The 23,710-nt window shown below is 62.3% G+C and carries 25 protein-coding genes and 1 pseudogene; 17 read left to right on the top strand and 9 right to left on the bottom strand.

Translation table 11 applies throughout. The features are described from left to right. Positions 1-56: 56 nt before the first annotated feature. The 9 genes from JSO19_RS07075 to JSO19_RS07035 all read left to right on the top strand — a co-directional run bounded on the left by JSO19_RS07075 (position 57) and on the right by JSO19_RS07035 (position 8,617). On the top strand, positions 57-1,025 hold the full coding sequence (locus JSO19_RS07075) for a beta-ketoacyl-ACP synthase III (protein WP_333735096.1): 969 nt from the start codon (positions 57-59) through the stop codon (positions 1,023-1,025). Then, the gene (locus JSO19_RS07070) at positions 1,022-2,035 is read left to right on the top strand and encodes an alpha/beta fold hydrolase (RefSeq protein ID WP_270910661.1); all 1,014 of its coding nucleotides are present in this window, start codon (positions 1,022-1,024) and stop codon (positions 2,033-2,035) included. Before JSO19_RS07075 ends, JSO19_RS07070 begins: the two co-directional genes overlap by 4 nt. After that, positions 2,032-3,564 (top strand): long-chain-fatty-acid--CoA ligase, encoded by a 1,533-nt coding sequence (locus JSO19_RS07065; RefSeq protein WP_270910660.1) that lies wholly within the window; start codon positions 2,032-2,034, stop codon positions 3,562-3,564. Before JSO19_RS07070 ends, JSO19_RS07065 begins: the two co-directional genes overlap by 4 nt. A gap of 2 nt (positions 3,565-3,566) precedes the next feature. After that, the gene (locus tag JSO19_RS07060; protein ID WP_270910659.1) at positions 3,567-4,541 is read left to right on the top strand and encodes a COG1470 family protein; all 975 of its coding nucleotides are present in this window, start codon (positions 3,567-3,569) and stop codon (positions 4,539-4,541) included. A 100-nt stretch (positions 4,542-4,641) separates the two neighbouring features. Next, positions 4,642-5,277 carry a copper resistance CopC family protein gene (locus tag JSO19_RS07055; protein ID WP_270910658.1) on the top strand — a complete coding sequence of 212 codons (636 nt, stop codon included), beginning with the start codon at positions 4,642-4,644 and terminating at the stop codon, positions 5,275-5,277. Beyond that, positions 5,274-5,816, top strand: a complete 543-nt coding sequence (locus JSO19_RS07050; protein ID WP_270910657.1) for a copper chaperone PCu(A)C — start codon at positions 5,274-5,276, stop codon at positions 5,814-5,816. The genes JSO19_RS07055 and JSO19_RS07050 overlap by 4 nt, the downstream gene beginning before the upstream one ends. After that, positions 5,803-7,098, top strand: coding sequence for a Dyp-type peroxidase (locus tag JSO19_RS07045; protein WP_333735093.1), 1,296 nt, complete (start codon positions 5,803-5,805; stop codon positions 7,096-7,098). Before JSO19_RS07050 ends, JSO19_RS07045 begins: the two co-directional genes overlap by 14 nt. Continuing rightward, positions 7,095-7,325: a hypothetical protein gene (locus tag JSO19_RS07040; protein WP_270910656.1), complete on the top strand. Its 231-nt coding sequence runs from the start codon at positions 7,095-7,097 to the stop codon at positions 7,323-7,325. Before JSO19_RS07045 ends, JSO19_RS07040 begins: the two co-directional genes overlap by 4 nt. Next, the gene (locus tag JSO19_RS07035) at positions 7,322-8,617 is read left to right on the top strand and encodes a UDP-glucose dehydrogenase family protein (protein WP_270910655.1); all 1,296 of its coding nucleotides are present in this window, start codon (positions 7,322-7,324) and stop codon (positions 8,615-8,617) included. The genes JSO19_RS07040 and JSO19_RS07035 overlap by 4 nt, the downstream gene beginning before the upstream one ends. A 214-nt stretch (positions 8,618-8,831) precedes the next feature. Here JSO19_RS07035 and JSO19_RS07030 read toward each other — a convergent pair whose 3' ends face one another. From JSO19_RS07030 to JSO19_RS07015, 4 genes are all read right to left on the bottom strand, one after another. Continuing rightward, positions 8,832-9,650, bottom strand: coding sequence for a M56 family metallopeptidase (locus JSO19_RS07030; RefSeq protein ID WP_270910654.1), 819 nt, complete (start codon positions 9,648-9,650; stop codon positions 8,832-8,834). Positions 9,651-9,658: 8 nt separating this feature from the next. Then, positions 9,659-10,036, bottom strand: coding sequence for a BlaI/MecI/CopY family transcriptional regulator (locus JSO19_RS07025; RefSeq protein WP_270910653.1), 378 nt, complete (start codon positions 10,034-10,036; stop codon positions 9,659-9,661). Positions 10,037-10,457: 421 nt separating this feature from the next. Continuing rightward, positions 10,458-10,580, bottom strand: a complete 123-nt coding sequence (locus JSO19_RS07020; RefSeq protein WP_270912110.1) for a LuxR C-terminal-related transcriptional regulator — start codon at positions 10,578-10,580, stop codon at positions 10,458-10,460. Positions 10,581-10,821: 241 nt separating this feature from the next. Continuing rightward, positions 10,822-11,343, bottom strand: coding sequence for a CGNR zinc finger domain-containing protein (locus tag JSO19_RS07015; RefSeq protein ID WP_270910652.1), 522 nt, complete (start codon positions 11,341-11,343; stop codon positions 10,822-10,824). A gap of 26 nt (positions 11,344-11,369) precedes the next feature. Between JSO19_RS07015 and JSO19_RS07010 the strand changes: the two genes are divergently transcribed. Continuing rightward, entirely contained in the window at positions 11,370-12,299 is a 930-nt protein-coding gene (locus JSO19_RS07010) for an AEC family transporter (protein WP_270910651.1), read from the top strand. Positions 12,300-12,545: 246 nt separating this feature from the next. Here the strand turns inward: JSO19_RS07010 and JSO19_RS07005 are convergent, their stop codons facing one another. Both JSO19_RS07005 and JSO19_RS07000 read right to left on the bottom strand, forming a co-directional pair. Continuing rightward, complete coding sequence (locus tag JSO19_RS07005; protein WP_270910650.1) at positions 12,546-15,158, bottom strand: excinuclease ABC subunit UvrA; 2,613 nt, start codon at positions 15,156-15,158, stop codon at positions 12,546-12,548. A 167-nt stretch (positions 15,159-15,325) separates the two neighbouring features. Further along, the gene (locus JSO19_RS07000) at positions 15,326-16,189 is read right to left on the bottom strand and encodes an SDR family oxidoreductase (protein ID WP_270910649.1); all 864 of its coding nucleotides are present in this window, start codon (positions 16,187-16,189) and stop codon (positions 15,326-15,328) included. Between the two features lie 66 nt (positions 16,190-16,255). Here JSO19_RS07000 and JSO19_RS06995 point away from each other — a divergent pair, with 66 nt between their 5' ends. Next, a complete protein-coding gene (locus tag JSO19_RS06995) occupies positions 16,256-16,633 on the top strand; it encodes a winged helix-turn-helix transcriptional regulator (RefSeq protein ID WP_270910648.1) in 378 nt (125 codons plus the stop codon). A gap of 414 nt (positions 16,634-17,047) precedes the next feature. Here the strand turns inward: JSO19_RS06995 and JSO19_RS06990 are convergent, their stop codons facing one another. Then, positions 17,048-17,719 (bottom strand): FadR/GntR family transcriptional regulator, encoded by a 672-nt coding sequence (locus JSO19_RS06990; protein WP_270910646.1) that lies wholly within the window; start codon positions 17,717-17,719, stop codon positions 17,048-17,050. A gap of 205 nt (positions 17,720-17,924) precedes the next feature. On the opposite strand from JSO19_RS06990, the gene JSO19_RS06985 reads away from it, so the two are divergent. The 3 genes and pseudogenes from JSO19_RS06985 to JSO19_RS06975 all read left to right on the top strand — a co-directional run. Next, positions 17,925-19,160 carry an MFS transporter gene (locus JSO19_RS06985; protein ID WP_270910644.1) on the top strand — a complete coding sequence of 412 codons (1,236 nt, stop codon included), beginning with the start codon at positions 17,925-17,927 and terminating at the stop codon, positions 19,158-19,160. Beyond that, positions 19,153-19,536: an ATP-binding cassette domain-containing protein gene (locus JSO19_RS06980; protein ID WP_270910643.1), complete on the top strand. Its 384-nt coding sequence runs from the start codon at positions 19,153-19,155 to the stop codon at positions 19,534-19,536. The genes JSO19_RS06985 and JSO19_RS06980 overlap by 8 nt, the downstream gene beginning before the upstream one ends. Positions 19,537-19,541: 5 nt before the next feature. Further along, positions 19,542-19,607: pseudogene (locus tag JSO19_RS06975) on the top strand (hypothetical protein); the annotation flags it as partial. A gap of 45 nt (positions 19,608-19,652) precedes the next feature. On the opposite strand, the gene JSO19_RS06970 reads toward JSO19_RS06975, so the two are convergent. Further along, on the bottom strand, positions 19,653-19,922 hold the full coding sequence (locus tag JSO19_RS06970; RefSeq protein ID WP_270912156.1) for a hypothetical protein: 270 nt from the start codon (positions 19,920-19,922) through the stop codon (positions 19,653-19,655). Between the two features lie 96 nt (positions 19,923-20,018). Here JSO19_RS06970 and JSO19_RS06965 point away from each other — a divergent pair, with 96 nt between their 5' ends. The 3 genes from JSO19_RS06965 to JSO19_RS06955 all read left to right on the top strand — a co-directional run bounded on the left by JSO19_RS06965 (position 20,019) and on the right by JSO19_RS06955 (position 23,006). Next, positions 20,019-20,924: an AraC family transcriptional regulator gene (locus JSO19_RS06965; protein WP_270910641.1), complete on the top strand. Its 906-nt coding sequence runs from the start codon at positions 20,019-20,021 to the stop codon at positions 20,922-20,924. Positions 20,925-21,158: 234 nt separating this feature from the next. Beyond that, a complete protein-coding gene (locus JSO19_RS06960) occupies positions 21,159-22,223 on the top strand; it encodes a DNA-methyltransferase (protein WP_087054593.1) in 1,065 nt (354 codons plus the stop codon). A gap of 102 nt (positions 22,224-22,325) precedes the next feature. After that, a complete protein-coding gene (locus JSO19_RS06955) occupies positions 22,326-23,006 on the top strand; it encodes a metal-dependent transcriptional regulator (protein ID WP_087054592.1) in 681 nt (226 codons plus the stop codon). A gap of 5 nt (positions 23,007-23,011) precedes the next feature. On the opposite strand, the gene JSO19_RS06950 is transcribed toward JSO19_RS06955, so the two are convergent. After that, the gene (locus tag JSO19_RS06950; protein ID WP_087054591.1) at positions 23,012-23,704 is read right to left on the bottom strand and encodes a metal-dependent transcriptional regulator; all 693 of its coding nucleotides are present in this window, start codon (positions 23,702-23,704) and stop codon (positions 23,012-23,014) included. Positions 23,705-23,710: the final 6 nt, after the last annotated feature.

The raw sequence follows: 23,710 nt of genomic DNA, 5'->3' as shown, positions 1-23,710 counted from the left end.
ATGCGGAGAAAGGAACGGGACACACTCGTAGATACTACCTGTTGTAGAGTTATTCTGTGTTGTCTGTTCCCCCCGTGCGCCCAGGATCCGCGATAAGCGGCACCGGGCACGCGCTGCCATCCCGCAGGATGCCAAACTCTGAGCTGGAGGCATTCCTCGACACCGATGACTCTTGGATCGTGACGCGAACAGGGATACGCGAGCGCCGCATCCTCGCCGACGAAACGCTACTCGGCCTCGCAACCCGTGCGGCTGAGCATGCGCTCCAAGATGCGGGCATCCCCGTTTCTGCTGTGGGCCTGATCGTGGTAGCGACAATGACTGCTCCCGACCGCTGCCCGTCGTTCGCTGCACAACTGGGGGCGCGGCTTGGCACCACGGCCCCTGCGGTGTTCGACGTGAACGCGGCATGCGCCGGGTTCTCGCAGGCGCTCGCAATCGCCGACCACGCAATCAGATGCGGCGCGGCCAAACACGCACTCGTCGTCGGTGCGGATGCAATGAGCGAAGTTCTCGACTGGCAGGACCGCAGCACTGCAATCCTGATGGCTGACGGTGCCGGGGCCGTCGTACTTTCTGCCTCTGAGCGTCCCGGTGTTGGTCCAGTGGCGTGGGGGTCAGACCCAGATCTTGCGCAGGCCATCACCATCGCTGCACCGGATCACCTCTTCCGGCAGCAAGGACCAACAGTGTTTCGCTGGGCCATTACCCGTGCCCAGCATGTCGCTCGCGATGCACTCGAAAAGGCCGGCATCACGGCCTCAGACCTTGCCGGATTCATTCCGCACCAGGCGAACTTGCGCATCATCACTGCTCTCGCTACCCAGCTTGAGATTCCTCTGGAACTGACTGCACAAGAGGTCACCGAGTTGGGGAACTCATCTGCAGCGACGATTCCTGTCGCGTTATCGCGCATGATCGAACGGGGAGCGATTGAGGACGGGCCGGTCCTGTTGCTCGGGTTCGGTGGCGGGTTTTCCTATTCAGGACAAGTCGTGATCCTCAGAAGAGGAGGCCGTTCGTGACAGAGGAAGTCGTTCCTGCGGCCACGCCGCTTGAAGAAGTGCTCGCCGACGCGTGGGGCACGGTGCTGGGAATTGAACCGATCAGCAGACATGATCGCTTTGCCGAGCTCGGCGGGACTTCGCTCGCCGCGGAAAAGGTGCTAGTGCTCCTTAGACGCCGCCTGGCGGTTGATCTCGGGGCGGAGGTACTCGTTGGTCAGCCGACACTCGCCGAGATCGGCGCACGCATCGAAACCGCACAGCGACTCCGTTTCACCCGTCACACGCCCGCGCATCGGAGGCTGACGAACCCCGAATCAGCGACTTCCACGGTGCACTGCTTCGCGGGTGCGGGAGCGGGGAGCGTGAGCTTCCTCGGCCTCGCGTCCATGGCTGACCCTGGCAGCGCCGTCATCGCCTACCAGGCGCACGGTCTTGAGTCGCGAGGATTTCCCTCCTGGACCGTTCGATCGCACGCACGTCGCCACCTCAAGTCCCTGCTACGCGAACAGCCCCAAGGCCCGTACAGGCTTCTCGGGCACTCGTTCGGTGGTCACATCGCCGCCGCAGTCGCACAGCTCCTCAGTGAGCAAGGGCGAACGGTCGAGCGGCTGCTGCTGCTCGATACCGTGTTGAAAGGTATCGACTCCGCCTCCGTGGCTGACTACCGACAGGCAAGCGGCACTGCTTCGCCACCACCGCTGAGCCAGCGACTGCGCACCCACCTCCGTGTCGCCACTGCCGGAGTGGTCCGCTACTCGCCTCCAATCCAGCAGACAACCTTCTGGGAACAGGGCATCCGCGTCCAAAACCGCCACAGGCCCACACCGCTCCCGCCATACGCAAGAGTCCTCGTATCCGATGAGAACGCCGAACAGGCCGCACGGTGGGCAGGTGGACTCGCGGTTCCGGAGCAGGTGCACCGCATCTCGGGCACCCATTTGAGCATACTCAGCGACCCCGCCGCGTTGGGGGAGGTATGGTCCGCGCTCACTCCCGCACAACCGTCGCCAAGCAAGGACATGCCGTGATCTTCCATCCCAATCTCACCACCCTCAACAACACGATCGCGTTCCACGCGCAGCATGCTCCTGAGCATGCCGCGATTCTCACCCCGACAGGCGCCACCGTCAGCTACAGGGAGCTTTACCACCGCAGCACTCGCCTCGCCGGCGCGCTCCGCTCCGCAGGCATTCGTCCCGGCGACCGCATCGCCTGCCTCGGGCGCGAGATCCCGAGCTACTGGGAACTCCTCTTCGCCGCCTCCGCCACCGGCGCAGTGCTCGTCCCCATCAACCCCGCTCTGTCTGCCGCAGAAGTGGAGCATATTGTGGACGACGCAGACGCAGCACTCGTATTCATCGACCACGACCACCCCCTCGCAGGGCTCACCGGCCGCACCGAGATCATCGCAGATCTCCCGAGCTTCACTGTCTGGCGAGACTCCGGATCCGATGCCGCGCCGTTCGAGGCGCACCCGGATACACCGATCGCGCAGCTCTACACCAGTGGCACCACCGGCCTCCCGAAAGGCGTCGTACTCGGGCAGCGCAGCTTCACCGCAATCCGCGACGCACTTGGCAACGCGAACCTCGACTGGATCGATTGGCGCGATGGCGATATCGCAATGATCGGAATCCCCGGATTCCACGTTGGCGGGCTCTGGTACGCCACTCAAGCGTTCCACGCTGGGGCGACGGTTTTCAGCATGCCGGAGTTCGACGCAGTGACCGCACGCACGGCCATCCGTTCCCTGGGCATCACCACCGCGATCGCCGTGCCCACGATGCTGCGACAAATCCTCGACACACCGGGGAGCCTCAGCGACTTCACGACCCTCCGAAAGATCATCTACGGTGGCGCCCCCATCACCGAGTCGTTGCTCCGCCGCGCTGCCCGCGACTTCGGCGCTGACTTCGCACAGATCTACGGCCTCACAGAAACCGGCAACACCGCTATCTGCCTCCCGCCCGACCAGCACGGCCCGGATTCCATGAGGCTACGAGCAGCCGGTCGCCCCTACCCCGGAATAGAAGTGCGCATCATCGATGAGGACGGATCTCCGATGCCTCAAGGAGAAGTCGGGGAAGTGTGGCTGCGCACCCCCGCAGCGATGCTCGAATACTGGAACCTCCCTGAAGCGACCGCCGACACTCTCATCGACGGGTGGATTCGCACCGGAGATGCCGGCCGACTGGATGCCGAGGGATACCTGTTCATCGAAGACCGCGTCAAAGACATGATCCTCGTCGCGGGCGAAAACGTCTTCCCCGCAGAAGTCGAGAACGCGCTTGCCGAGCACCCAGCCGTGAAGGATGTTGCCGTCATCGGGATACCGGACGATGCTGCAGGGGAAGCCGTACTTGCCTACATCGTTCCTCGCGACACGATACCCACGAGTCGGGACCTGGCACTTTTCCTGCGAGACCGGGTTGCTGCCTTTAAACGACCGACCCAGTATCTCTTCGTCGATATGATTCCACGAAACCCGAGTGGGAAGATCCTGCGCCGCACGCTGCGCGAACAGCACTGGTTAGACCGTGACCGGCAGGTGAACTAAGCATGCGAATACGTGGAGTCATTGCAGCAGTGGTGCTCGCGCTGCTAGGAACTAGCACCCCTGCTCAGGCGTCGACTCCCTCCACCCAGACCCAGCAGAACTCGGGGTCGTGGTCGGTGCAGATCGCCGAGAGCGACGCGACACTCGGCCCATTCGTCGCGGTAGAAGCGTTCTCTGGCGTGCGCGACACCATCACCGTCGAGGTTGAAAACACCTCCGCAAACGCGATCTCCCTATCGATCAGATCCATCGCAGTATCCGCTCCGCAGGGCATGCTCGAGTACCGCGAGGCGGATTCGCGTCTCGATCCGAGCAACTGGGCGAGCAGAGCCGAAGCAGACGGCCCAGTCGAGGTGCAAGCCAGCTCTTCAGGCAGCATTCCGTTGACGATCAGCGTACCCAACACCGCCCACGATGGAGACTATCCGCTTGGTCTTGTCGTTACCGACGCTATCAGCGGCAGGAGCCTCAGCTTTCCACTGTTGCTCCGAATCCCAGGCGAAGACCGAAACACACAGCTCGAGGCCACCAGCACGTTGTCACTCGACGGAGTGAGCACCTGGCCGCTGACGCCTATGCGCGGCGAATCACACTACGAGCTTCGTAATACCGGAAACACGGTCGTCACTGGCGCGCTCGAGGTTGACGTTACCACCCTGTTCTCTCACTCGTCTCAGGTGCCTATTCTTGAAGACGTGGTGGTTCTCCCCGGCGACACTCTTTCTGGCACCTCCCTCGAAGCGGTGCAAGTCATCGGCGTCGGAGCACCTTCGCTGCGCTTCGTCGCAGACGGGTGGGAGGCCACCGGAGAGGATCCTGCGGGAGGATGGGAACAACGCTTCATAGGCGATACCACCCCAGCCATCCCGTTGCTGTCGCTAGTCATCCTCGCCATCGTTGTTCTCGGGGCCGGGGCGGCCTGGACGTTCATCAAGCGACGCGCGATCCATCATGCGCGACCCGCTTCGAACGCGTGACCAGCGGAGATCTTGCCGGTTCTGGTGATCCCGGCTGGAATCGTGCCACTCGGAGCGATTGAGTATCAAGTTTAGAACTACATGTTGTAGAGTAGTGGCGATGTCTCACCAAACCGTCGCCCATCGGCCTGTTGCCATACTCCTTGGGGTACTCAGTTTGATCGCCTGGCTGATCCTTGCCTCTGGGGTACCCGCCTATGCGCATGATCAGGTGACGAATCAGACACCTGCCGCAGGAGAACATTTCGATAGTGCGCCTGACGATGTCGCATTGACGTTCACTGGCGAGCCCCTTTCGGTTGGTGCGATCATCATGGTCGTCGACGCGGAAGGCGAATCTTGGGAAGAAGGCGAACCAACATTCTCCGGTTTCACCGCGACACAACAGTTGAAAAGCCCGCTGCCCGACGGCAACTATCAGGTGCGCTGGCGGATCGTGTCGAGTGACGGGCATCCCATTAGTGAGAGCTTCTTGTTCTCGGTCGGCGATGTCACTGATGCGGCACCAATCCCGGAGCCTGCATCTGCAGGCACGCCGGCGTCTGCAGCCGACAACGCCAACCAGGGCGAATTCTCGCTCGACGGCGCAAGTGACGATGAAACCTCCGGCAGTTCCGGACCGGTACGGACCGCGGTGCTCGCGAGCGCAGGGGCGCTCGCCGCGCTGGTGTTGTTTGCATTGGGCCGTGTCGCAATCACTCGATCTTCTCGACGTTCGAAAGGAACCACATCATGAAGTCTGTCTCCCTCCCCAGAGTCACCGCATCCTTCGCGCTGGCCGGTGCGCTCGCACTCGGCGTAGTTGGGTGTAGCACGACTCCCGTGAGTACCGAGTCCGGCGCGCCTTCAGCATCGTCGGAGAGCTCGACACAGGAACAGTCCTCGACGATCAGCATCAAGGACGCGTGGGTCAAGGCCGCCGAGTCGGGCATGTCCGCAGCTTTCGGAGTTCTTGTCAATGACAGCGCCGAAGATATCCGTGTGGTGTCGGCCACGTCTGACGCCTCGCCCATCATGGAATTGCATGAGACCGTCGAGAATGCGGACGGGAACATGGTGATGCGGGAAAAAGACGGTGGCTTCGTCATCCCAGCGAACTCGGAGTACGTGCTGCAACCGGGCGCGAACCATCTGATGCTCATGGACATCGTCGATCCCGTACTCGCCGGCAACACCGTGTCGTTCGCTCTCGAGCTTGAGGATGGGTCAGTTTTCGAATTCGAAGCTCCGGCAAAGGACTACACAGGGGCGAACGAGACCTATGTCGACGAGTAAGCAGGAAAACGTGGCGCCCACTGACGGGACGGGAGCAGATTCCATGAAGGACCCGTCGTCGGGATTGTCGCGGCGTCGACTCTTGTTCGGTGGAGTGGCGGCCGCCGCAGGAGCGGTCGCGGTCGTGGGTGCCGATGCGTTTGTCACGGGCCGAGAGGCCGCGGCACGGGCTGAGGCGCTCGAGGATGCGGAGCAGCTGCGAGGCGGTGAGACTATCCCGTTCTATGATGTCCATCAGGCGGGGATCGAAATGGTGCCACAGGCTCACCAGTCCCTGGTAGCCGTGACCTTGCGAGAGGGAATCACCCGCGAAGATGTGCGGCGCATGCTGATGATCTTCACCGAGGATGCGGCCAGGCTCACGCAGGGAACCTACGCGTTGGCGGATTCGGAACCCGAGCTTTCCCTGCGGCCTGCGCGGCTCACCATTACCTTCGGATTCGGTCGACGCCTTGTCGATGTCGTGAATCCTGCGGCCCTGCCCGACTGGCTCGACCGCATCCCGGCGTTCAAGCTCGACCAACTCCGAGAAGAGTGGAACGACGGTGATCTGCTGCTGCAGATCGCCTCAGATGATCCACTGACCGTGGCCCATGCTCAGCGCATGCTCCTCAAAGACACACGCACCTTCGGGTCACTGCGGTGGGTGCAGCAGGGGTTCCGACGAGCCTATGGTTCAGAGAAGCCCGGCAGGACCCAGCGGAACCTCCTCGGTCAGCTCGACGGCACGGTCAACATGTCACCGGGGAGTGACGACTTCGCGGGCGTCGTCTGGAAAGGCCCCGTCGCAAACCCGGCCTGGCTCGATGGCGGAACAGGCTTTGTCGTACGACGAATCGAGATGCTGCTCGACAAGTGGGATCGGCTCGACCGCAGCGGACGTGAGCAAGCGGTCGGCCGCCGGATGGACTCCGGGGCACCACTCACCGGTACGAAAGAGCACGACGAACCTGATTTCGAAGCTCGTACCCCGATCGGCTTCCCGGTCGTCGCAGAGTTCGCGCACATCCGACGGGCTCGCTCAGCAGACCCGCACGAGCGGATGTTCCGTCGCGCCTACAACTACGATCAGCTTCCCACGGGAGATGAGATCTCGAACTCCGGGCTCATCTTCACCGCCTACCAATACAACGTTGCAACGCAGTTCGCACCAGTGCAGCGACGCCTCGACGAGCTCGATCTCCTCAACGAATGGATCGTGCACATCGGCTCTGCTGTGTTCGCGATACCACCCGGATGCGAAGAAGGTCAGTTCATCGGTCATACCCTCTTCGAAGCGTGACCGTGTGGCCCATTCTCTCTACACTCACCACGCTGTTCGCGGGCATGGTCCTGATCCTGTGGATCGGGTTGAGTGGGCCTGCGAGGCGAGAAGACGAGGAACCTCCCACGGTCCGTGAAGAGCTTGAAGACCTCTACTACGGCGCGAAACGACTGTGGAAGCGCTTCGCAAGAAGGATCTTCAGCATCGGGAAGCGGGACCCAGGCGCTCAGGAAGAGAACGAATGAGAGTATCTGTCATCGGGCTGGGGCGTCTCGGCCTCGTCCACGCCGCCGCCCTCGCCTCGCTCGGGCACAGGGTCGTCGGAATCGAAACGAATACGGAACGCGTCGGCAAGATTCTTGATGGCACGCTCGAAATACACGAACCTGGACTCGCGGATCTTGTCCGTTCGGCACTCACAGACGGTACGCTCGACGTCACTAGCCAACCGAGCGCCGCAATGGGAGCAAGGGTTCACTTTCTCACGGTTGGCACACCCGAACTCGCCTTTAACGAGGGGTTCAACGCTGGCTACCTCGAAAGCGCGCTGCGGTCCCTTGTACCCTTCTTACAGCCAGGCGATCTCGTCGTCGGCAAGAGCACGGTCCCGCCCGGGACAGCAGTGGCTCTCGCTGCCCAGCTTCACAGAGAGAGTCCCGATGCCGAGCTCGCATGGAATCCCGAGTTCCTCGCAGAGGGAACCGCAGTGCGAGACACCCTCGCCCCCCAACGGCTCATCTACGGTGTGAGCAGCCAGGAAGCCGCTGGTCGGCTCGATGAGGTCTATCAACCGATCCTCGACACAGGGACTCATCGCGTCATCACGGATCTCGCGACCGCTGAACTCGTGAAACTCGCCACCAACGCGTTCCTTGCCACGAAGATCTCCTTCATCAACACGATCGCGCAACTTGCCGCGACCAGTGGCGCCGATGCTCTTCAGGCGGCGCAGCTTCTCGGTGCGGACCCCAGGATCGGCGCCTCTCACTTGACCCCCGGCCTGGGGTACGGTGGCGGCTGTCTCCCGAAAGACACCCGCGGGCTCGCGTACTATGCCCAGCATGCAGGCGCTATGGAGGCAGCCCAGTTCTTCGCGCAAGTCGACACAATCAACGCCGCACAGAGGCAGCACATCGCCGAGTGGGTTATTGCACAGTTCCCTGGACGCCAGGGGTCGCAGGTCGCGATCCTCGGAGCGAGCTTCAAAGCTGAGACGGACGATATACGCGAGTCACCCTCGATCGCTCTCGCAGACGCACTCATCAACGCCGGGCTGCGCGTGCGTATCGCGGATCCTGTAGTGACCGCGTCACTTGGAGAGGACAGCCGGCTTGAGTTCGTACGAACGGCCGAGCAGGCAATGCGGGAGGCCGACGTGACGCTAGTGGCGACGGCTTGGCCGGAATATCGGCGCCTGAACCCGGAAGCACTCCTCCCCACGGTTCGACGCCCGCTTATCGTTGATGCCAGGCATTGCCTTGACTCAGAAGACTGGCGCAATGCCAGTTGGGACTACCGGAGCATGTTCAATCTTTAGCTGCACAAGAACTCGTTCAGCAGGCGAGCTTCAGCGTCGTCGAGCGTCGCGCTCGATCAGGCTCCTTGCGATTCTCGAAGCACGAGTTGGCAGCGGCTCGGCCGAGCCCGTTTCTATACGCGGACGCTGTTGTTTGTCATCATCTCGGTAGCGAGCTATTGATGAACTCGAGCCCCACAAATGCCGACCCAGCGAGCGTGGCGGGTTGCGAGATCTACGGAAGAACGGTCGCTGCAAGAGCCTTCGGAAGCCGTCGACGGGATGCAGATGGCCACCGCTTACTCGTCAAACGTGTCGCGCGAAGCCGCATCCCCGCATCCCCATCGCTTTCTGCGAGCAGCGTGAGCGCATTCGCAAGGTTCGCGGCCCCGGCCTGACGCGCCGCCGCATCATCGGCTGCGAGTTCAACCAGGAGTGTTGTTGCGCGATACAAGGCCCGGCCCGGACGGAGGCGTCCGAGGCAAAAGGCGTTGACAGCGGCAATGCGGAGCGCCCACCCGTGACGGTGGCGTAGGTGCGCATATTCATGCGCGAGCACCGCACCCAGCTGCGCCTTAGAAAGCAAATCCTCCACCGCTGAGGAGACGAATATCTCGGGACGCCTGCCTGGAACAGCAAATGCAACCGCCTCGTCAGAGTCGACCCGCACGAGGGTGAACCCCTGTCGCGCTTCACGAGACCGTGCTACCGGAGCCAACACTTTCAAGGCTTCTCTTCGCGCCTCAACAATCGGCTCGGACGATACGGAAACCATGGCTGAAACTGCTCCGAACACGCCGAGTCCGAGCCAAGCGACCACAGTGAGCAGAAGAGACTCGGTCCCACCCACATAATCCGGCGCAGAAACTGCACCGATCACACTGATCGCAAGACTAGCCAGAATGAGCGCCATGCCGGTAAAGAGCGCGCCGAACCAAGCGGTGAGAGCAGTCCGTGGATGCAGAAGCTGCCAACGTCCGATGGTCAGCACCAGCGGGGCCAGCAGCGACATGAACAATGCGCCACCGAAGCAGGCCAATACTATCCACAGCACGAGCAGGGCTAGCGCTTCTTGCGAGGTGTCGCGAAGGAGGAACTTAACAGGGCCACATCATTTTCGTCGAGATTGCCAGCAAATGCCAGAAGTGCGGCGCGCCGATCTCCCGCGCCACCTAGCGCAGACAACATGGTCTGGCTCGCATGCTCCTCATCCGATCGAGCCGGGTAAAACTTCACCTTCCGCGGAGAGTTCCCCGAGCGAATGACCTCACCCTTCTTCTCAAGTCGGGTAAGCACAGTCATTAGGGTCGTATATGCCGGCACCTGGACAGAGAACATCTCCTGAAGCTCCCGGGCCCCAATCGGTTGGGCTTGAACACGCAGTAACCGCATGATCTCTTGCTCGAGTTCGCCTCGTTCGCGAGTCACTTCACCAATCATAACTAACCTCCTAGATCAACTCTACAAGATGTGGCTAACATGGGCGATCTCCTGTCCGTCTTAAGGTGGCGACTGGCGCAGGGGTCGTGTTCAAACGGAGCGAATAGCCGGTTCCTGCTCGCGTGCTAACACCCGGAGACAGGTGTTCCAGATTCCTGACAAGACCTCGTCAACGCCGCGGTCGCATCACGGTCGCCGTGGCCGTTCACCACAGAGTTCGGTAGGTACCGGTAGCTCTCACCGGCCGTCATCACTCTGATGGACACAGTCACAGTGGAGAGTTGCGAACGTCGAGCCAGTGTTTTCCCTCTCTACGACTTCGTAGCTTGCGTGCGTTCTTTGTCGTTGCTGCTACTGAGCTAAGGATAGGTGGGGGTTTAGCGTTGGGGGCGGGCGGGGCTCGTCTGGTATTTCCGATCTTTTAGTAGAGGCGGGTGATGTGGCCTTCAACGGTGCAGGGCGAGAGGTGCAGGTGTGCCACGATCTCGCGGCGGCTGAGGCCTTCGTGGATGAGGTCGTGCACCTGTTGCTCTCTGCGGGGCAGGGTATGTCTCTCTCACGGGCGAACATCTGAGGAGCCGCATGTCCGGGTGCGCGCAGGTGCGTGCTGAGTTCGTTGCCGGTGTCTTGGGCGCCTCGCCGTAGTCGTTCGGGGGCGAGCTGCCCAAGTCCGTGCCTGCGTTGAGCGTGCACGATGGCGGTCGTCATTGAGCTTGCCCGTTCTCGCGCGGACACCTTTCATTTCCCTACGCAGGTGCGGTGCGCGCGTCTGGTGGCTCTCGGGTTCAGTGCGTGGTCGCCCGGTGGCGACGCACTGCGTCGTAGTTCCCACACGTGGTGGAACAGTAGACGCGTCGGCCGTTGCGGCTGGTGTCGACGAACACGACAGGACAGCCTTCGCGCCGGCAGCCTCCCAAGCGGCCTCCGTCGGACTCAACGGTGAAGATCGCCAGTCCGCCTGCGGTGACCGCCTTCACCCGCGCGACGATATCGTCCTCGTCGGCGGCGAAATGCAAGTGTGGACGCAGGCCATCGTGCATGGTGAGGTATGCCCGCGCCGTACCCGCATCCAGCAGCGTATTGATCGCGTCGCACCGCTCCGACTCGTCCTCGACGACAAACGGAGTGCGCAACTGCAGCGCCCACTCACGAAGATCCTCCGCGGCGGTGGCAGTGAGCGATCGGCGGCGGATCTGGTGGTCGGCCAGGATCTCGGTGGCGTCATCCTGGTTCCACACTCGACCGGCGAGCGTGGCGAGATCCGCGGCGAGCCACACCCCGGTCATATTGTCATGGTTGAACTGCATTGACTCATTGCACCACAGTTGGTGAAATGAATGTAGTCGTCACCGCAATCGTCCCGATCCTGTTTCTCCTCGCCCTCGGTGCGCTTCTGCGGCGACGGTGCCTGACGGACGCGATATCCTGGGGTGGACTGTCTTGGATGAGCTACTGGGTTTTCACGCCCGCCCTGTTCATCAGCTCCATCAGCCAGACCGATCTCACCGTCATTCAACCGGGCGCGCTCATGCTCAGCCTCGCGGTCCCGACTCTGGTCGTTGCTGCACTCGCATTCGTCGCCGCTCGCCTCACCCAAGCAGATGGTCCCCAGTTGACTTCGCTCGTGCAGGGATCGATCCGCATCAACACCTACATCGGATTGATCTTCGCGTCCGCCCTCCACGGGCAAGAGGGAGTGGCGGCCTTCGCACTGGCTAGCGCCGTCATCGTGCCTCTGGTCAACCTGATCTGCGTGAGCACGCTCGCCGTCTACGGCGCACGCGACCACGCCGTGAAGCGTGTGCCGTTGTGGCGTGAACTCATCGGCAACCCGCTCATCCTGGCCTGCGCCATGGGACTGTTGCTGAACGTGCTGCCGGTCGCGCTACCAAGCGTCGCGATTGCGACGCTGGACATGCTCGCCGCGCCCGCCCTCGCGTGCGGCACTCTCATAGTCGGGGCAGCTCTGCACTTCACCTTCCGTCGCAGCGATCTACTCCATATCGGCATCGTTACCATCCTGAAGCTCGCCATCCTCCCCGCCGCAGCGATCGCCATCGCGCTGCAGTTCGAGATGGCCGGAGCATCGCTGACCAGCATTGTCCTCATTTGCGCTGTCCCCACCGCCCCAAGCGCCTACGTCCTTGCCTCCCGCATGGGTGGTGATACCCGGCTCATCGCGGGCACGACCGGAGTCCAGACTCTCGTAGCGCTCGCGACGATGCCCATCGCGCTCGCCCTCGCAGGCCACTTGGCTTCGTGATCAGTGCCACTAGACACGCACCGACGATGGTGCATGCGACCTCAGTCGTCATTCGGCCTTGGGTAAGTTCCGGCGACGCTACGTTGTCATCTCTTTGCTCTACCGGCGAGGAATCTGATCGGCCTGCGGCGAGCGGTTCAGAGCGCCCCGAAAGGATGCGTGTCCTATTGACCCGCCCGAACGAGTCCGGGCTTGGGGCATGGCGGTATGGCCGTGAAGCGGCAGAGTTGATGCGGTATGCGGTGGTTAGGTATCGGTGGCTGGCGTAGGCGACCGCCGGGCCAAGTCCGATGGCGGTGATGTTTCAACTGAGGCGGCGGAAGATCCACCGCGGCATGTTCCTTCCGCTGAGGAGCGTTGGTGAAGGGTCTGAGCGAGGAAGCGTCCGGTGACGCTGGTGAGGCTCGCAGCGACAGCTTGTGGGCTGCCGGTGGCGATGATCCGTCCGCCGTCGGCGCCGCCGCCGGGCCCGAGGTCAATGATGTAGTCGGCGTTGGCGATCATGTCGAGGTCGTGCTCGATGACGATCACGGTTGCGCCGGTGGCAAGCAGCCGGTCCAGTACGCCCAGCAGATTGCGGGTGTCGAGCGGGTGCAGGCCGACGGAGGGCTCGTCGAAGACGAACAAGGATCCGGTGTGGGTGCGGCCGAGCTCGGCGGCGAGCTTCAAACGTTGTGCTTCGCCGCCGGACAGCGTGGGCGTGTCTTCTCCGAGGGTGAGGTAGCCGAGGCCGAGATCAATAAGAGTTGCCAGCTTCTTGCGCACGCGGGGGTGTTTCTCAAGCAACTGCACAGCGTCCGCCACGGTGGTGCGGAGCAAATCGGGAAGCGACACGGAGCCGTCGGGGGTGGTGAGGCGGAACTGAGAGGCGCTTGGGCTGTATCGGGTGCCGTCGCAGTCGGGGCAGGGGATATCGACGTCGGGGAGGAACTGTACGTCGAGGACGACCTGCCCAGTGCCTTCGCAACGAGGGCACCGCAGCGAACCGGTATTGTACGAGAAGTCGCTGGCTGTGAGGCCCTGTTCCTTCGCGGAGGGGAGGCTGGCGTAGGCACGGCGCAGATCATCGAGGGCGCCGCTGTAGGTGGCAACGGTTGAGCGAACGTTCGTGCCGATCGGCGTCGCGTCGACCACGTCTGCCCGGCTCACCCCCGATGCGTCAACGATCTTCACGTGCGCGGGGAACCGCTCTTCAGCATAAGAAGCAGCCAGGGCAGGCACGAGACTGTCGAGCACGAGTGTGGTCTTCCCGGACCCGGACATGCCGGTGACTGCTGTCAGGCGGCCCTTGGGGATCGTGACTTCGAGCGCGCCGACGGTGTGGATCGGCGTTGTTTCCAGCCGTACCGTACCGTGGGCGAACAGATCGGGCTCCGCGACGCGGTCGCGGATGACAACAGACGCGTCCCCGGTAAGGAAGCTGCCGATGAGCGAGGCCGGATCCCGCTGGACATCATCGATGGTGCCCTGGGCAAGGACGGTGCCACCGGCGGTCCCGGATCCGGGACCGATCTCGATCATCCAGTCCGCCTCGCGCAGCACCTGCACGTCGTGGTCGACGAGGACCACCGAGTTTCCTCCGGCGAGGAGGTCTCTCATGACTCCGATCAGTCCTTCGATATTCGCAGGGTGCAGCCCGATGGAGGGTTCGTCGAGCACGTAGAGCACTCCGGTCGTCTCGTTGCGCACGGCCCGGGCCAGCTGCACTCGTTGCCGCTCGCCAGTGGACAGTGTGGAACTGGCGCGGTCGAGCGTGAGGTACCCCAACCCCAGTTCCACAAGACGGCGACCCATCTCGGCGAACTGCTGCGCGATCATCTCCGCCATAGGCCGCATATCCGCGGGGAGCGTTGCCGTCACCTTCGGCACCCACTCCATGGCCTCGGCTAGTGTCAGCGCGGTGGCCTGAGCAAGGTTCTTGCCGTCGACCTGGGTGCCCCGGGCGGCTTCGGACAGGCGTGTGCCGTGGCAGGTCGGGCAGGTATGCGCGGTGATGAACCGGTTGATACGGGCCAGCCCCTTCTCGCTGGTCGCGTTATTCATCGCCTCACGCACTGCCTGGCGGGCGCTGCGGTACGTGAAGTTCAGATCGAACAGCTTCCCGGTCTTCGAAGGAACCGTGATCTCACGTTTCTCCGCCGCGCCATCGAGCACAACTTCCCGCTCCGCCTCGGTCAGATCGGCGTAGGGGACGTCGATACGGACCCCCATTGCCGCGGCGACCTGAGGCATCACCGAGAGCCCGAACATAGCCCATGGTGCGACCGCACCGTCCACAATCGACCGGGAGGGATCCGGGACCAGCGTCGCATCGTCGATGTCCCGAACGAGACCGGTACCGGTACAGGTGGGGCAGGCCCCATCGGAGTTGAACGCCAGCGACTCCGCCCCCGGGGGATAGAACTCCGCACCGCAGACCGGGCAGACTAGGTCCTTGTTCGCCGCAACATCGATCGTCGGCTGCAGCCGGTGTCCGTTCGGACACGGGTGCGAACCGAGCCGGGAGAACATCACTCGTAGAACATTCAGCAGCTCGGTTGAGGTTCCGAACGTCGAGCGAACCCCGGGGACTCCGGGGCGCTGACGCAACGCCAGCGCGGCAGGGACGTGGCGCACGGAATCCACCTTGGCGCGAGATGCATGAGACATACGACGTCGCGTGTAGGTAGAGAGTGCTTCGACGTACCTCCGCGATCCTTCCGCGTACAGGACTCCCATCGCCAGTGACGACTTCCCCGACCCCGACACCCCGGCGATCGCCACGAGTTGCCGCAATGGAACATCAACGTTCACGTTGCGAAGATTGTGCACGCGGGCTCCGCGCACTTCGGTGACCACTGGCTCCTGGTGCTGTGGCATCTCGATGAGCTTCCTTTCTATGAAGGCTCCCGTTCTCGTCACTCTTGACGAGACGCTGAAACGCTCCCGCCGCCCCCGTCGGAAGAAGACGAATCTCTCTTGGTCAAGCTGTCGTGGTTTCCCGAGATTTCTGACGGAACCCACGACCGGTCTCAGGTCGCCCCAGTTCAGACGCCGACCGCATCAAGCCAGGAGGCCACCGTGCGAGGTTGCAGCCCGAGGAGTGACTGGGTGCTGTTGGCCTCGGCAATCGTATTGCCATCCTGCGCGTTCAGCGCCTGATAAAGCCCGACGACAGGCGCGGCCGCGTCGGCGCCGAACAGAGGCGTGATCAGCTTCCCGAACTCGTCCGGCGTGATCGCCTCGTACCGGACCTCACGGCCGAGCCGCTCGGAGAACCCACGCGCGAGGTCGGGGCCGGTGAGTGCGGGCAGGTGTCCGATCGCGATAGTGCCGGTCTCCGAGGTGTCTGTGAGGAGACGGACGACGACATCGGCGACGTCCAGATGCGAGCTCCAGGACACCGGGAACGCTTCCGGCAGCGGATAGCGCAGCACTCCTTCATCCCCGGCCGGTCCCGCGACCACGGGAAGCAGCAGATTCTCCAGGTACAGCCGCGGCGCGACCACGGCAGTGGACACCCCAGTATCAGTGACGTTACGGATCAGGGTCGCGATCGGGCTGTTCTCCGGCGCCTGCAACGAAGTGCCGGGCTGGTCGACGACCTGTCCGCTCGTGGAGATCACGACCCGGCCCGGACGGGTGGCAGCCACCGCGGCGGTGATCGCTTCGACGTACGCGGGAGCCCGGTCGGGGCCGTCCATAGGCAGGTGTACGAACACGCCTTCTGCGCCGGAATATACGGCGGTGAGCGCATCGGCGTCGACGAGATCGACGGAGACAGCGGTTACTCCATCGGGCAGGCCCGCGGGAGTTCGGACGGCGGCGATAGTCTGCTTGCCGGCTGCGATGAGAGCAGTGAGAACGGGGGATCCTTGGGCGCCGGTAGCGCCATGCACGATGTATGTCATACTTCTATTAGTGCACATGGTGCATCGGTTACGTCAACTGCACCAATGGCGCGTATGCTGAGAAATATGAGTGAGGTGGAGCTTCCTGAGTGTGGTGTCGCCAGGTTCCTGATGTTGTTTAACGGGCCGTGGGCGACGCTGATCGTGCGCGAGCTGATGCACGGCCCGCAGCGCTTTGGCGAGCTGCGCGAGGCATTGGACGGCATCAGTGCGCATACGTTGACCAACCGGCTGCGCCTGTTCGAAGCGCGAGGGATCGTTACACGCACCGCATACGCTGAGATCCCACCGCGGGTGGTCTACGAGCTCACCGAGTTGGGCTGGCAGCTGCGACCGGTGCTGGACGCGATGTACATCTGGGGAATGGCGGCTCCCGCGTCTGCCTTCACGAGAGACGACGCACACCCCGCCCCCACACATACTGGATCCGCCGCGCGTCGCTAGAGGCAGTCGCCACTCTGGCAGCCTGCCCCTTGGGACCAATCGCCGACGACTCCCATCACATTCTTCCCTCCGAACGGCCAAAACTTCGTGTTTTTCGGGGCGACGTGGAGCGCAGGATGCCGGACTTGAGGTAGTACATCGTCAGGGACGATGCAGCATAGCGATCACGGTCGCCAGTCACAACGGAGTTCAGTAAGTACCGGTATCCGTCGCCGGCGGCCATTACTCTGATCGACACCGTCACATTCAGAAGGTGCGCTGTCCATACGTGACCCAAAGGCAGATTCGCGCTGGCCAGTTGCGTCTCCATCGCCTCATTCGGTGGCGCGCAGGTACGGCCTACAGCTCAGTTGGGTACTCGCGATCCACTAATACCCACAAGCATCTTCGGCATCGTGAGCTTGTGCAGACTTTCTAGCCCGCTTCCATTCCATTTTTGAGTGACATCAGATGCGCGCGGCTCAGATCTCTCGCGGATGCATTGTCGCGCTGAGCAATCGCTTCAACCAGCTGTGAGTGAGCTCCCTGGTCAGCATGGTCGTCGAATGTCCGTTTGATGCGGAGCATATCAATCATCGCTTCACGGAGTCTGGGCACAAAGTTGTCGAACATTTCCAGCAGAAGTGAGTTATGCGAAGAAGCGACTACCGCGCGGTGGAAGCGCATATCAGCATCGACATAGCCTTCCCGAGTGTCGTGGTTCTCACGCTGCGTAAGCATGCGGCGGATCGCTCGGAGGTCTTGGGGAGTTCGCCGTTCTGCGGCAAGGGCTGCAGCTTCGGATTCAATAGCAACACGCCCCTCAATCACTTCGACGATATCAACTCGACGCAGCACAGCGTCCCAGTCTTCGGTGACGTCGAGTGCAGTGACAAACACTCCAGCGCCCTGCCTGGTCGCCAGCACACCGCGACCTGCGAGCTGACGGATTGCTTCGCGAACAGTCGAGCGGCCCACTCCAAGTTGAGGGCCGAGGGTGTTCTCTCCGGGCAGCTTTGCGCCCAGCGGCCACTCTCCGGATCTGATGCGATCGAGGAGTAGCTCGGACACTTGCTCGGCTAGCGGCGCGCGTCTCACTTGGGCCACGATGATACCTCACTTCACTACTTGTCTGAGATGTTGTGTACAGTGTATCTCATGATTGGAAGACTTCTTCGTTGCCGCAGCAGGTCTTAGCCCGACCGGCACCCCTGCTAGCGGAGCGACCTCCCGTGCCAGTCAGCCCTGCTTTCACCGTGCGGCATCTCCTGACCACCACCCACCGGAGACGCGCACTCTCCAAGAGGAACACATGAATTCAACTCCGACACATACTCGAAACCGGATGGGCCTCTGGGCGCTGACGGCTACCCACGCTGCCAACGACTTTTACACCGGCGCAGTCGCGGCTCTGCTTCCATTCTTCGTCCTGCACGCGGAATATTCCTACGCCGCTGTCGCAGGAATCACCCTCGCGGCGACCGCACTATCAAGCATCGCCCAACCGATTTTCGGGCACCTCAGCGACAAATATGGAATGCGTTGGATGAGCTTGGCCGGCCTCTTCGCCGCTGGCGTGGGTATCGCATTGAGCGGCTTGGTGTCCGACTCTTACCTCGCGGTTTGGATCGTTGTCGCCATCTCAGGGATCGGAGTTGCGGCCTATCACCCGGCCGCAACGATGGAGGCGCGCGATGCTGGCGGTGGCACGAGCAAGTCTATGAGCCTATTCTCAGTGGGCGGCAATGTCGGAGTTGCCCTTGCTCCCTCTGCCGTTATCCTCGTGGTCGGTTGGTTTGGCTTGCCCGGCACTGGGCTACTCATCATTCCAGCTATCGTGCTCGGGCTGGTGTACGTTGCCGTTTCCTGGCGGCACATGTTTGCACGTGCTTCTACAACTGAAGCGGCTCCCGCCCGCCCAAAGGTGACCATTCCGGATGACTGGCGGGCGTTCATGTTGCTCACCGCTGTACTTGCAACGTGGTCGGTCGCATACGTCGGCACATCCACGTTTATCTCGCTGTACTCAATTCAACGTTTCGACGTGAGCACGGGTTACGCATCGATCGCATTGTCCTTGTTTCCCGCGGCCGGTGCGATCGGTACCCTGACCGGTGGCTGGCTCGCGGATCGTTTTGGACGGCTGCGGATCGTTCGCACCGGGTATCTGTTGGCAGCTCTGTCAACACTTGCGATTGTGCTTGCCCCTTCGCCGGTCGTGGTCATCGTCGCGGCGGCGTGCTTGGGGGTGAGCCTATTCCTTCCCTTCGCTGCGCAGATCACTCTTTCGCACTCGTACTTGCCGAATCGGATCGGTGTCGCAAGTGGCGTCACGCTGGGGCTCACACTCTCACTCGGGGGCCTGTTGAGCCCGATTCTGGGCATGATCGCTGACCACACAAACATACAAATCGTCTTCATCGTGATGGCGGCGTTGGTCATGGCGGGCTTTAGCCTCTCCTTCACTCTCAAGGAAAGGCAGAACAGCCCCCACGGAGACGACTACGCAGGGAATCGCGTAACCGCGCTGGAGGGCGGTCATGAGTGAAAAAGAGATTCTGAGACTAGATTCCGTCGATTTCGTCCGTGATGCACGCGAAATCCTAACCGACGTTCATCTGACAGTTCGAGCCGGAGAGCATTGGGCCCTCATCGGCCCGAACGGCGCAGGTAAGAGCACGATCCTGAGCATGTGCGGGGCGGTAAATCACCCGACGCGTGGCAGCGTGCACGTTCTCGGGCGCAAGCTAGGACGGGTTGACATCCGGGAATTACGACAGTCGATTGGTCACGTCAATCCCCGCCACCCCCTCCGTGCACCCCTGACCGTGCTCGAGGTCGTACTCACTGGCGCGACAGGCACCACGGAACTCATGATGCGGTGGGACCTGATACCGAAGTCGTCGAGCGAGCCACTGAACTGACTCGAATGCTTGGACTGGGCGCGCTTAAACACGCAACCTGGGAGACGATGTCGCAAGGTGAACGGGGACGCACCTTGATCGCACGATCTCTGTTGGTTGACCCGCCTCTCCTGCTCCTAGATGAGCCCTCCACAGGCCTGGATGTCGCTGCACGAGAGCAATTCCTCACGACCGTCGACGAACTGCATCGGGAACAGCCTGCGCTCGCGACAATCTTGGTGACCCACCACCTTGAAGAACTCCCCGAGACGACCACACACGCCATGCTCATCAAGGACGGACGCGTGCACGCATCCGGTCCAGCTCACGACGTACTCACCACCCAACTGGTCAGCGAGTGCTTTTCGTACCCTATCGAGATCGAGCACCGTACGCGCCGCTGGCATGCCCGAGCGGGACGTGCATCACCTCACCCCGTCCCTGAGCCCTTGAACAGGACGATTGTGCAGGCCCCCAGAGCGATGAACCTCTGAGGTCCGCAAATGATCCATCTGACGGACGACCTCCTCTTTCGCGGACAGCGCGGGCCGTTGATGGTCCACGAGATGGTTCATATCAAGCAGACACAGCAAGTGCTGACGGATTGTGTGAAAGTCGTATTCGTTACAGCTGGATGGTCCGACCTGACATTTGCAGAAGGCACAACTCAGCTCGGGCCTGGCAGCGTGGTTTCGATCCCTGCAAAGACCTGGTGCTCAGCAACTCCTAGGAGCTTCACTCATACCGTCACCTTCTATCTGCATGAGGAATTCATTCAAACCCAGCTGCAGTGGTTTTCACCTCAACACCCGCTCGCGCATCACCTCGTTGTTGCGCAGAGCGGAAGGCAAGCTCCAACCATGCTCAATGTTGGCTTGTGCGGAATCCAGGCGCTGCGGCCAGCGTTGAGTGCACTCTCTGCACTAGACCGCCGTGTCTCAAGTGAGCTCACCAGGTTGGCTCGAGTTGCCGATGTATTGACAGCTGTCGCCCTGTTTGCAGGCAATACATCTCAGCATCGGATGGCGAAGACAGCTCAACAGCCTCCAGCGCCGCATCGACAAGTTGCCGAGGCCATACGGGTCCTGCATCAGCACCTTGGCCGCGCATGGACGATCGAAAACCTGGCCAGCGAAGTTGCATTGTCGGAGTCCCAGCTAACGCGACTATTTCGTCAAGATCTCGGGATCAGCCCCGCCGCATTCTTATGGAACGCCCGCGCCGACCGTATGGCGGAGCTACTCTCGTCCTCTGACGTGACCATCACCGAGGCTGCCCGATCCGTGGGCTGGCAAAACGCCTCCGCTGCCAGCCGAGCTTTCAAACGTCGCTATGGCCTAACCCCTAGCGCTTTCGCAACACGCACCCGGGGGCCTCAAGAGCTGGTCGAGCGATCACTACTGCGTTAATGGGGCTTTCTTCGTTGATTGCCGATCGTGTGTGGGAGAAAATCTGGCGCTGGGAATCAGCGAGGCACAGGCACCTCGCTGATCACGGACTCGGCGCGCTGCGACTGACTCTGACGTGGCGTCGACGCTGGGGCTGTGTCGGCTCGTCGTAGTCGGATTGGCCCGTACCTGCTGGGTAGCCCTGTTCGTCGCACACGAGCGCGGACAGGCCCCGAACAGCAGGGAGCCACGATCATGTCCAACCCCACCCCGCCGCTGACCGAACTTCCGAAGCCCGTCTTCGCTGATGAGCGGGCAACGCTCTATCTCGGTGACGCGGTCGAGCTCCTCCCGCTCCTGCCCGAGGCGAGCATCGACGCTCTGGTCACTGACCCGCCGTACGGGTTGAGCTTCAACGGACAGGCCTGGGATGACGCGTCCGGGTTCAGGGAATCCCTCCCGCACCTCGACACGGGTGCGATGAGTGCGCCGGAGTTGTTCGAGACGTGGTGCACGGCGTGGGCTGCGGGAGCATTGCATGCGTTGAAGCCGGGGGCGTATGTTGCAGCGTTCGGTGGTGCACGCACCTGGCACCGGATGGTGCGCGGGATCGAGAACGCAGGGTTCGAGATCCGCGACCAGATTGCATGGCTGCACACCACCGGGATGCCCAAATCGATGGACCTCTCGCACGCGATCGACAAGCATCACGGCGTGCATCGTGCTGATCGGATCGTGCAGACCACTGATCATGACGGGGTGCTCGGCGCGACCCGCACGGTCCTGTCCAAAGGCACCCCGGTCACCGAGGACGCGCAGCAGTGGGATGGATGGGGCACGGCACTGCGGCCGGCATTCGAGCCGATCATCATCGCCCGCAAGCCACCCGAAGGAAACGTCGTCCGCAACATCCTCGAGCACGGCGTCGGTGGGATCAACATCGACGGGGCGAGGTTCGCTGACGGCCGGTGGCCGACGAACGTCGCGTTCGATCCGGGTCAGGCGGATGCGTTGGATGTGTTGACGGGGACGTGGCAGGGCGAGTCACTGTCGCGGAAGTTCCCGATCTTCCGCTTCGACCACAAGCCCTCCACAGCGGAACGACCCCGCGCGTTCGGGGTATCGCACACAACCGTGAAACCGTTGGCGTTGATGCGCTGGCTCGTCACGTTGGTGACCCCGCCGCACGGAGTGGTGCTGGAGCCATTCGCTGGATCGGGGACGACGGTGGAAGCAGCGGTCAGCGATGGCTATCGCGTGCTGTGCTTCGAGAAGGATGCGTCATACGTTCCACTGGTCCAGTCGAGGCTGGACCAGTAGCTCCTGTGGCCGGGGAACGCCTGTCGATGAGCGCGCCGCCTCGACGCCGTACTTTTGAGCATAGCCATGACGTAGTTGCATGTTCGGCGTTATGCTGAGTTCATGTCCGTCTCTGAGTTGTCCGCGAGCACCCAGAACTATTTGAAGGCCGTGTGGGGTCTGACGGAGTGGTCGTCGGTGCCGGTGACGCCGACGCTCCTCGCGGAGCGAACAGGGTTGAAGCTCTCTTCGGTCTCGGATGCTGTCCGTAAGCTCTCTACGCAGGGTCTTGTCGAGCATGCGCCTTATGGTTCGGTGGAGTTGACGGAGACGGGGCGCTCGTACGCGCTGGCGATGGTACGTCGGCACCGGCTGATTGAGTCGTTCCTCGTCAGTGTCTTGGGGTACTCGTGGGATCAGGTGCATGACGAGGCGGAGCACCTTGAACATGCGGTGTCCGACTTCATGATTGACCGGATCGACGAGTTCTTGGAGTTCCCCACCCGCGACCCTCATGGTGACCCGATCCCATCAGCCGATGGGACGGTGCATATCCCGGACGCGACACAGCTATCCGAAGTCGGCGCGGGGCACCGAGTCGTGGTCGAGCGCATCTCGGACTCGGATCCGGCGCTCCTGCAGTTCTTCGATGAGCACGGTTTCGTGATCGGATCAACGCTGGAGATCGGCGAAGGTGCCCCGTTCTCGGACGCACTGGATGCGCGAGTTACGGGATCGGACACCTCGGTAGCACTGGGGCGTTCGGCGACAGACGCACTCTATGTGTCTGTCGTCGCCAGTTGATGCGGTCACCCCGTAGCTTCGTCGTGGAGTGATGCATGGAGCACGCCTGTTCCGGCAGGGAGCAACGTGCCATGCCATTGCGCCGTGCGGACCTCGATGATGTTGACTTCCGCTGTGCAGGCCTGGATGTCTAACCGTGTGCCGGGGCGAAGGTGTCGCTCGTCGAGGAATACCAGTGTTTCAAGTGGCGCGTCCGCGATGCGTGTGATCTTCACTGGAGCCCATCGCGGGCGTGCGAGTTCCCGCAGGGGGATATCGGTGGGAGTCTCGATGCGGCCGTCTGGCGTGGGGATGGGTTGCCCGTAGGGGTCGTGGGTGGGCTGGTCGAGGGAGGCTTCGATTCGTTGGAGGAAGCGGGGTGAGCTGCTGGCTTCCAATGCGTCGGCATTGGCGGCGAGTTCGCTCCAGGGCAGGTCGAGGACGTCGTGGAGGAAGCACCGCAGTATCCGGTTCGTCCGCACTGCCCGCATCGATTCGAGTCGTCCCGTAGGAGTGAGCGAAATGCTCTTGTACCGTTCGTGGTTGACGAGACCGTCCTCGGCGAGTCGCTTTACCTGTTCGGAGACGCTCCCTGGTACGAATCGCAGCGCACCGGCTAGGCCGGTGACCGTGACTGGAGCGTCACTGTTCTCGGTCAGTGACCAGATGGCACGAAGATAGCGTGCTCTGGTCCCTGACTTGTCGCTCTTGCGGCGCATGCGTGA

Source organism: Leucobacter sp. UCMA 4100 (genome assembly GCF_027853335.1).
Classification (GTDB): domain Bacteria; phylum Actinomycetota; class Actinomycetes; order Actinomycetales; family Microbacteriaceae; genus Leucobacter_A.
The sequence above is the reverse complement of the archived record's forward strand: the minus strand, read 5'-3'. Positions and strand labels throughout refer to the sequence as shown.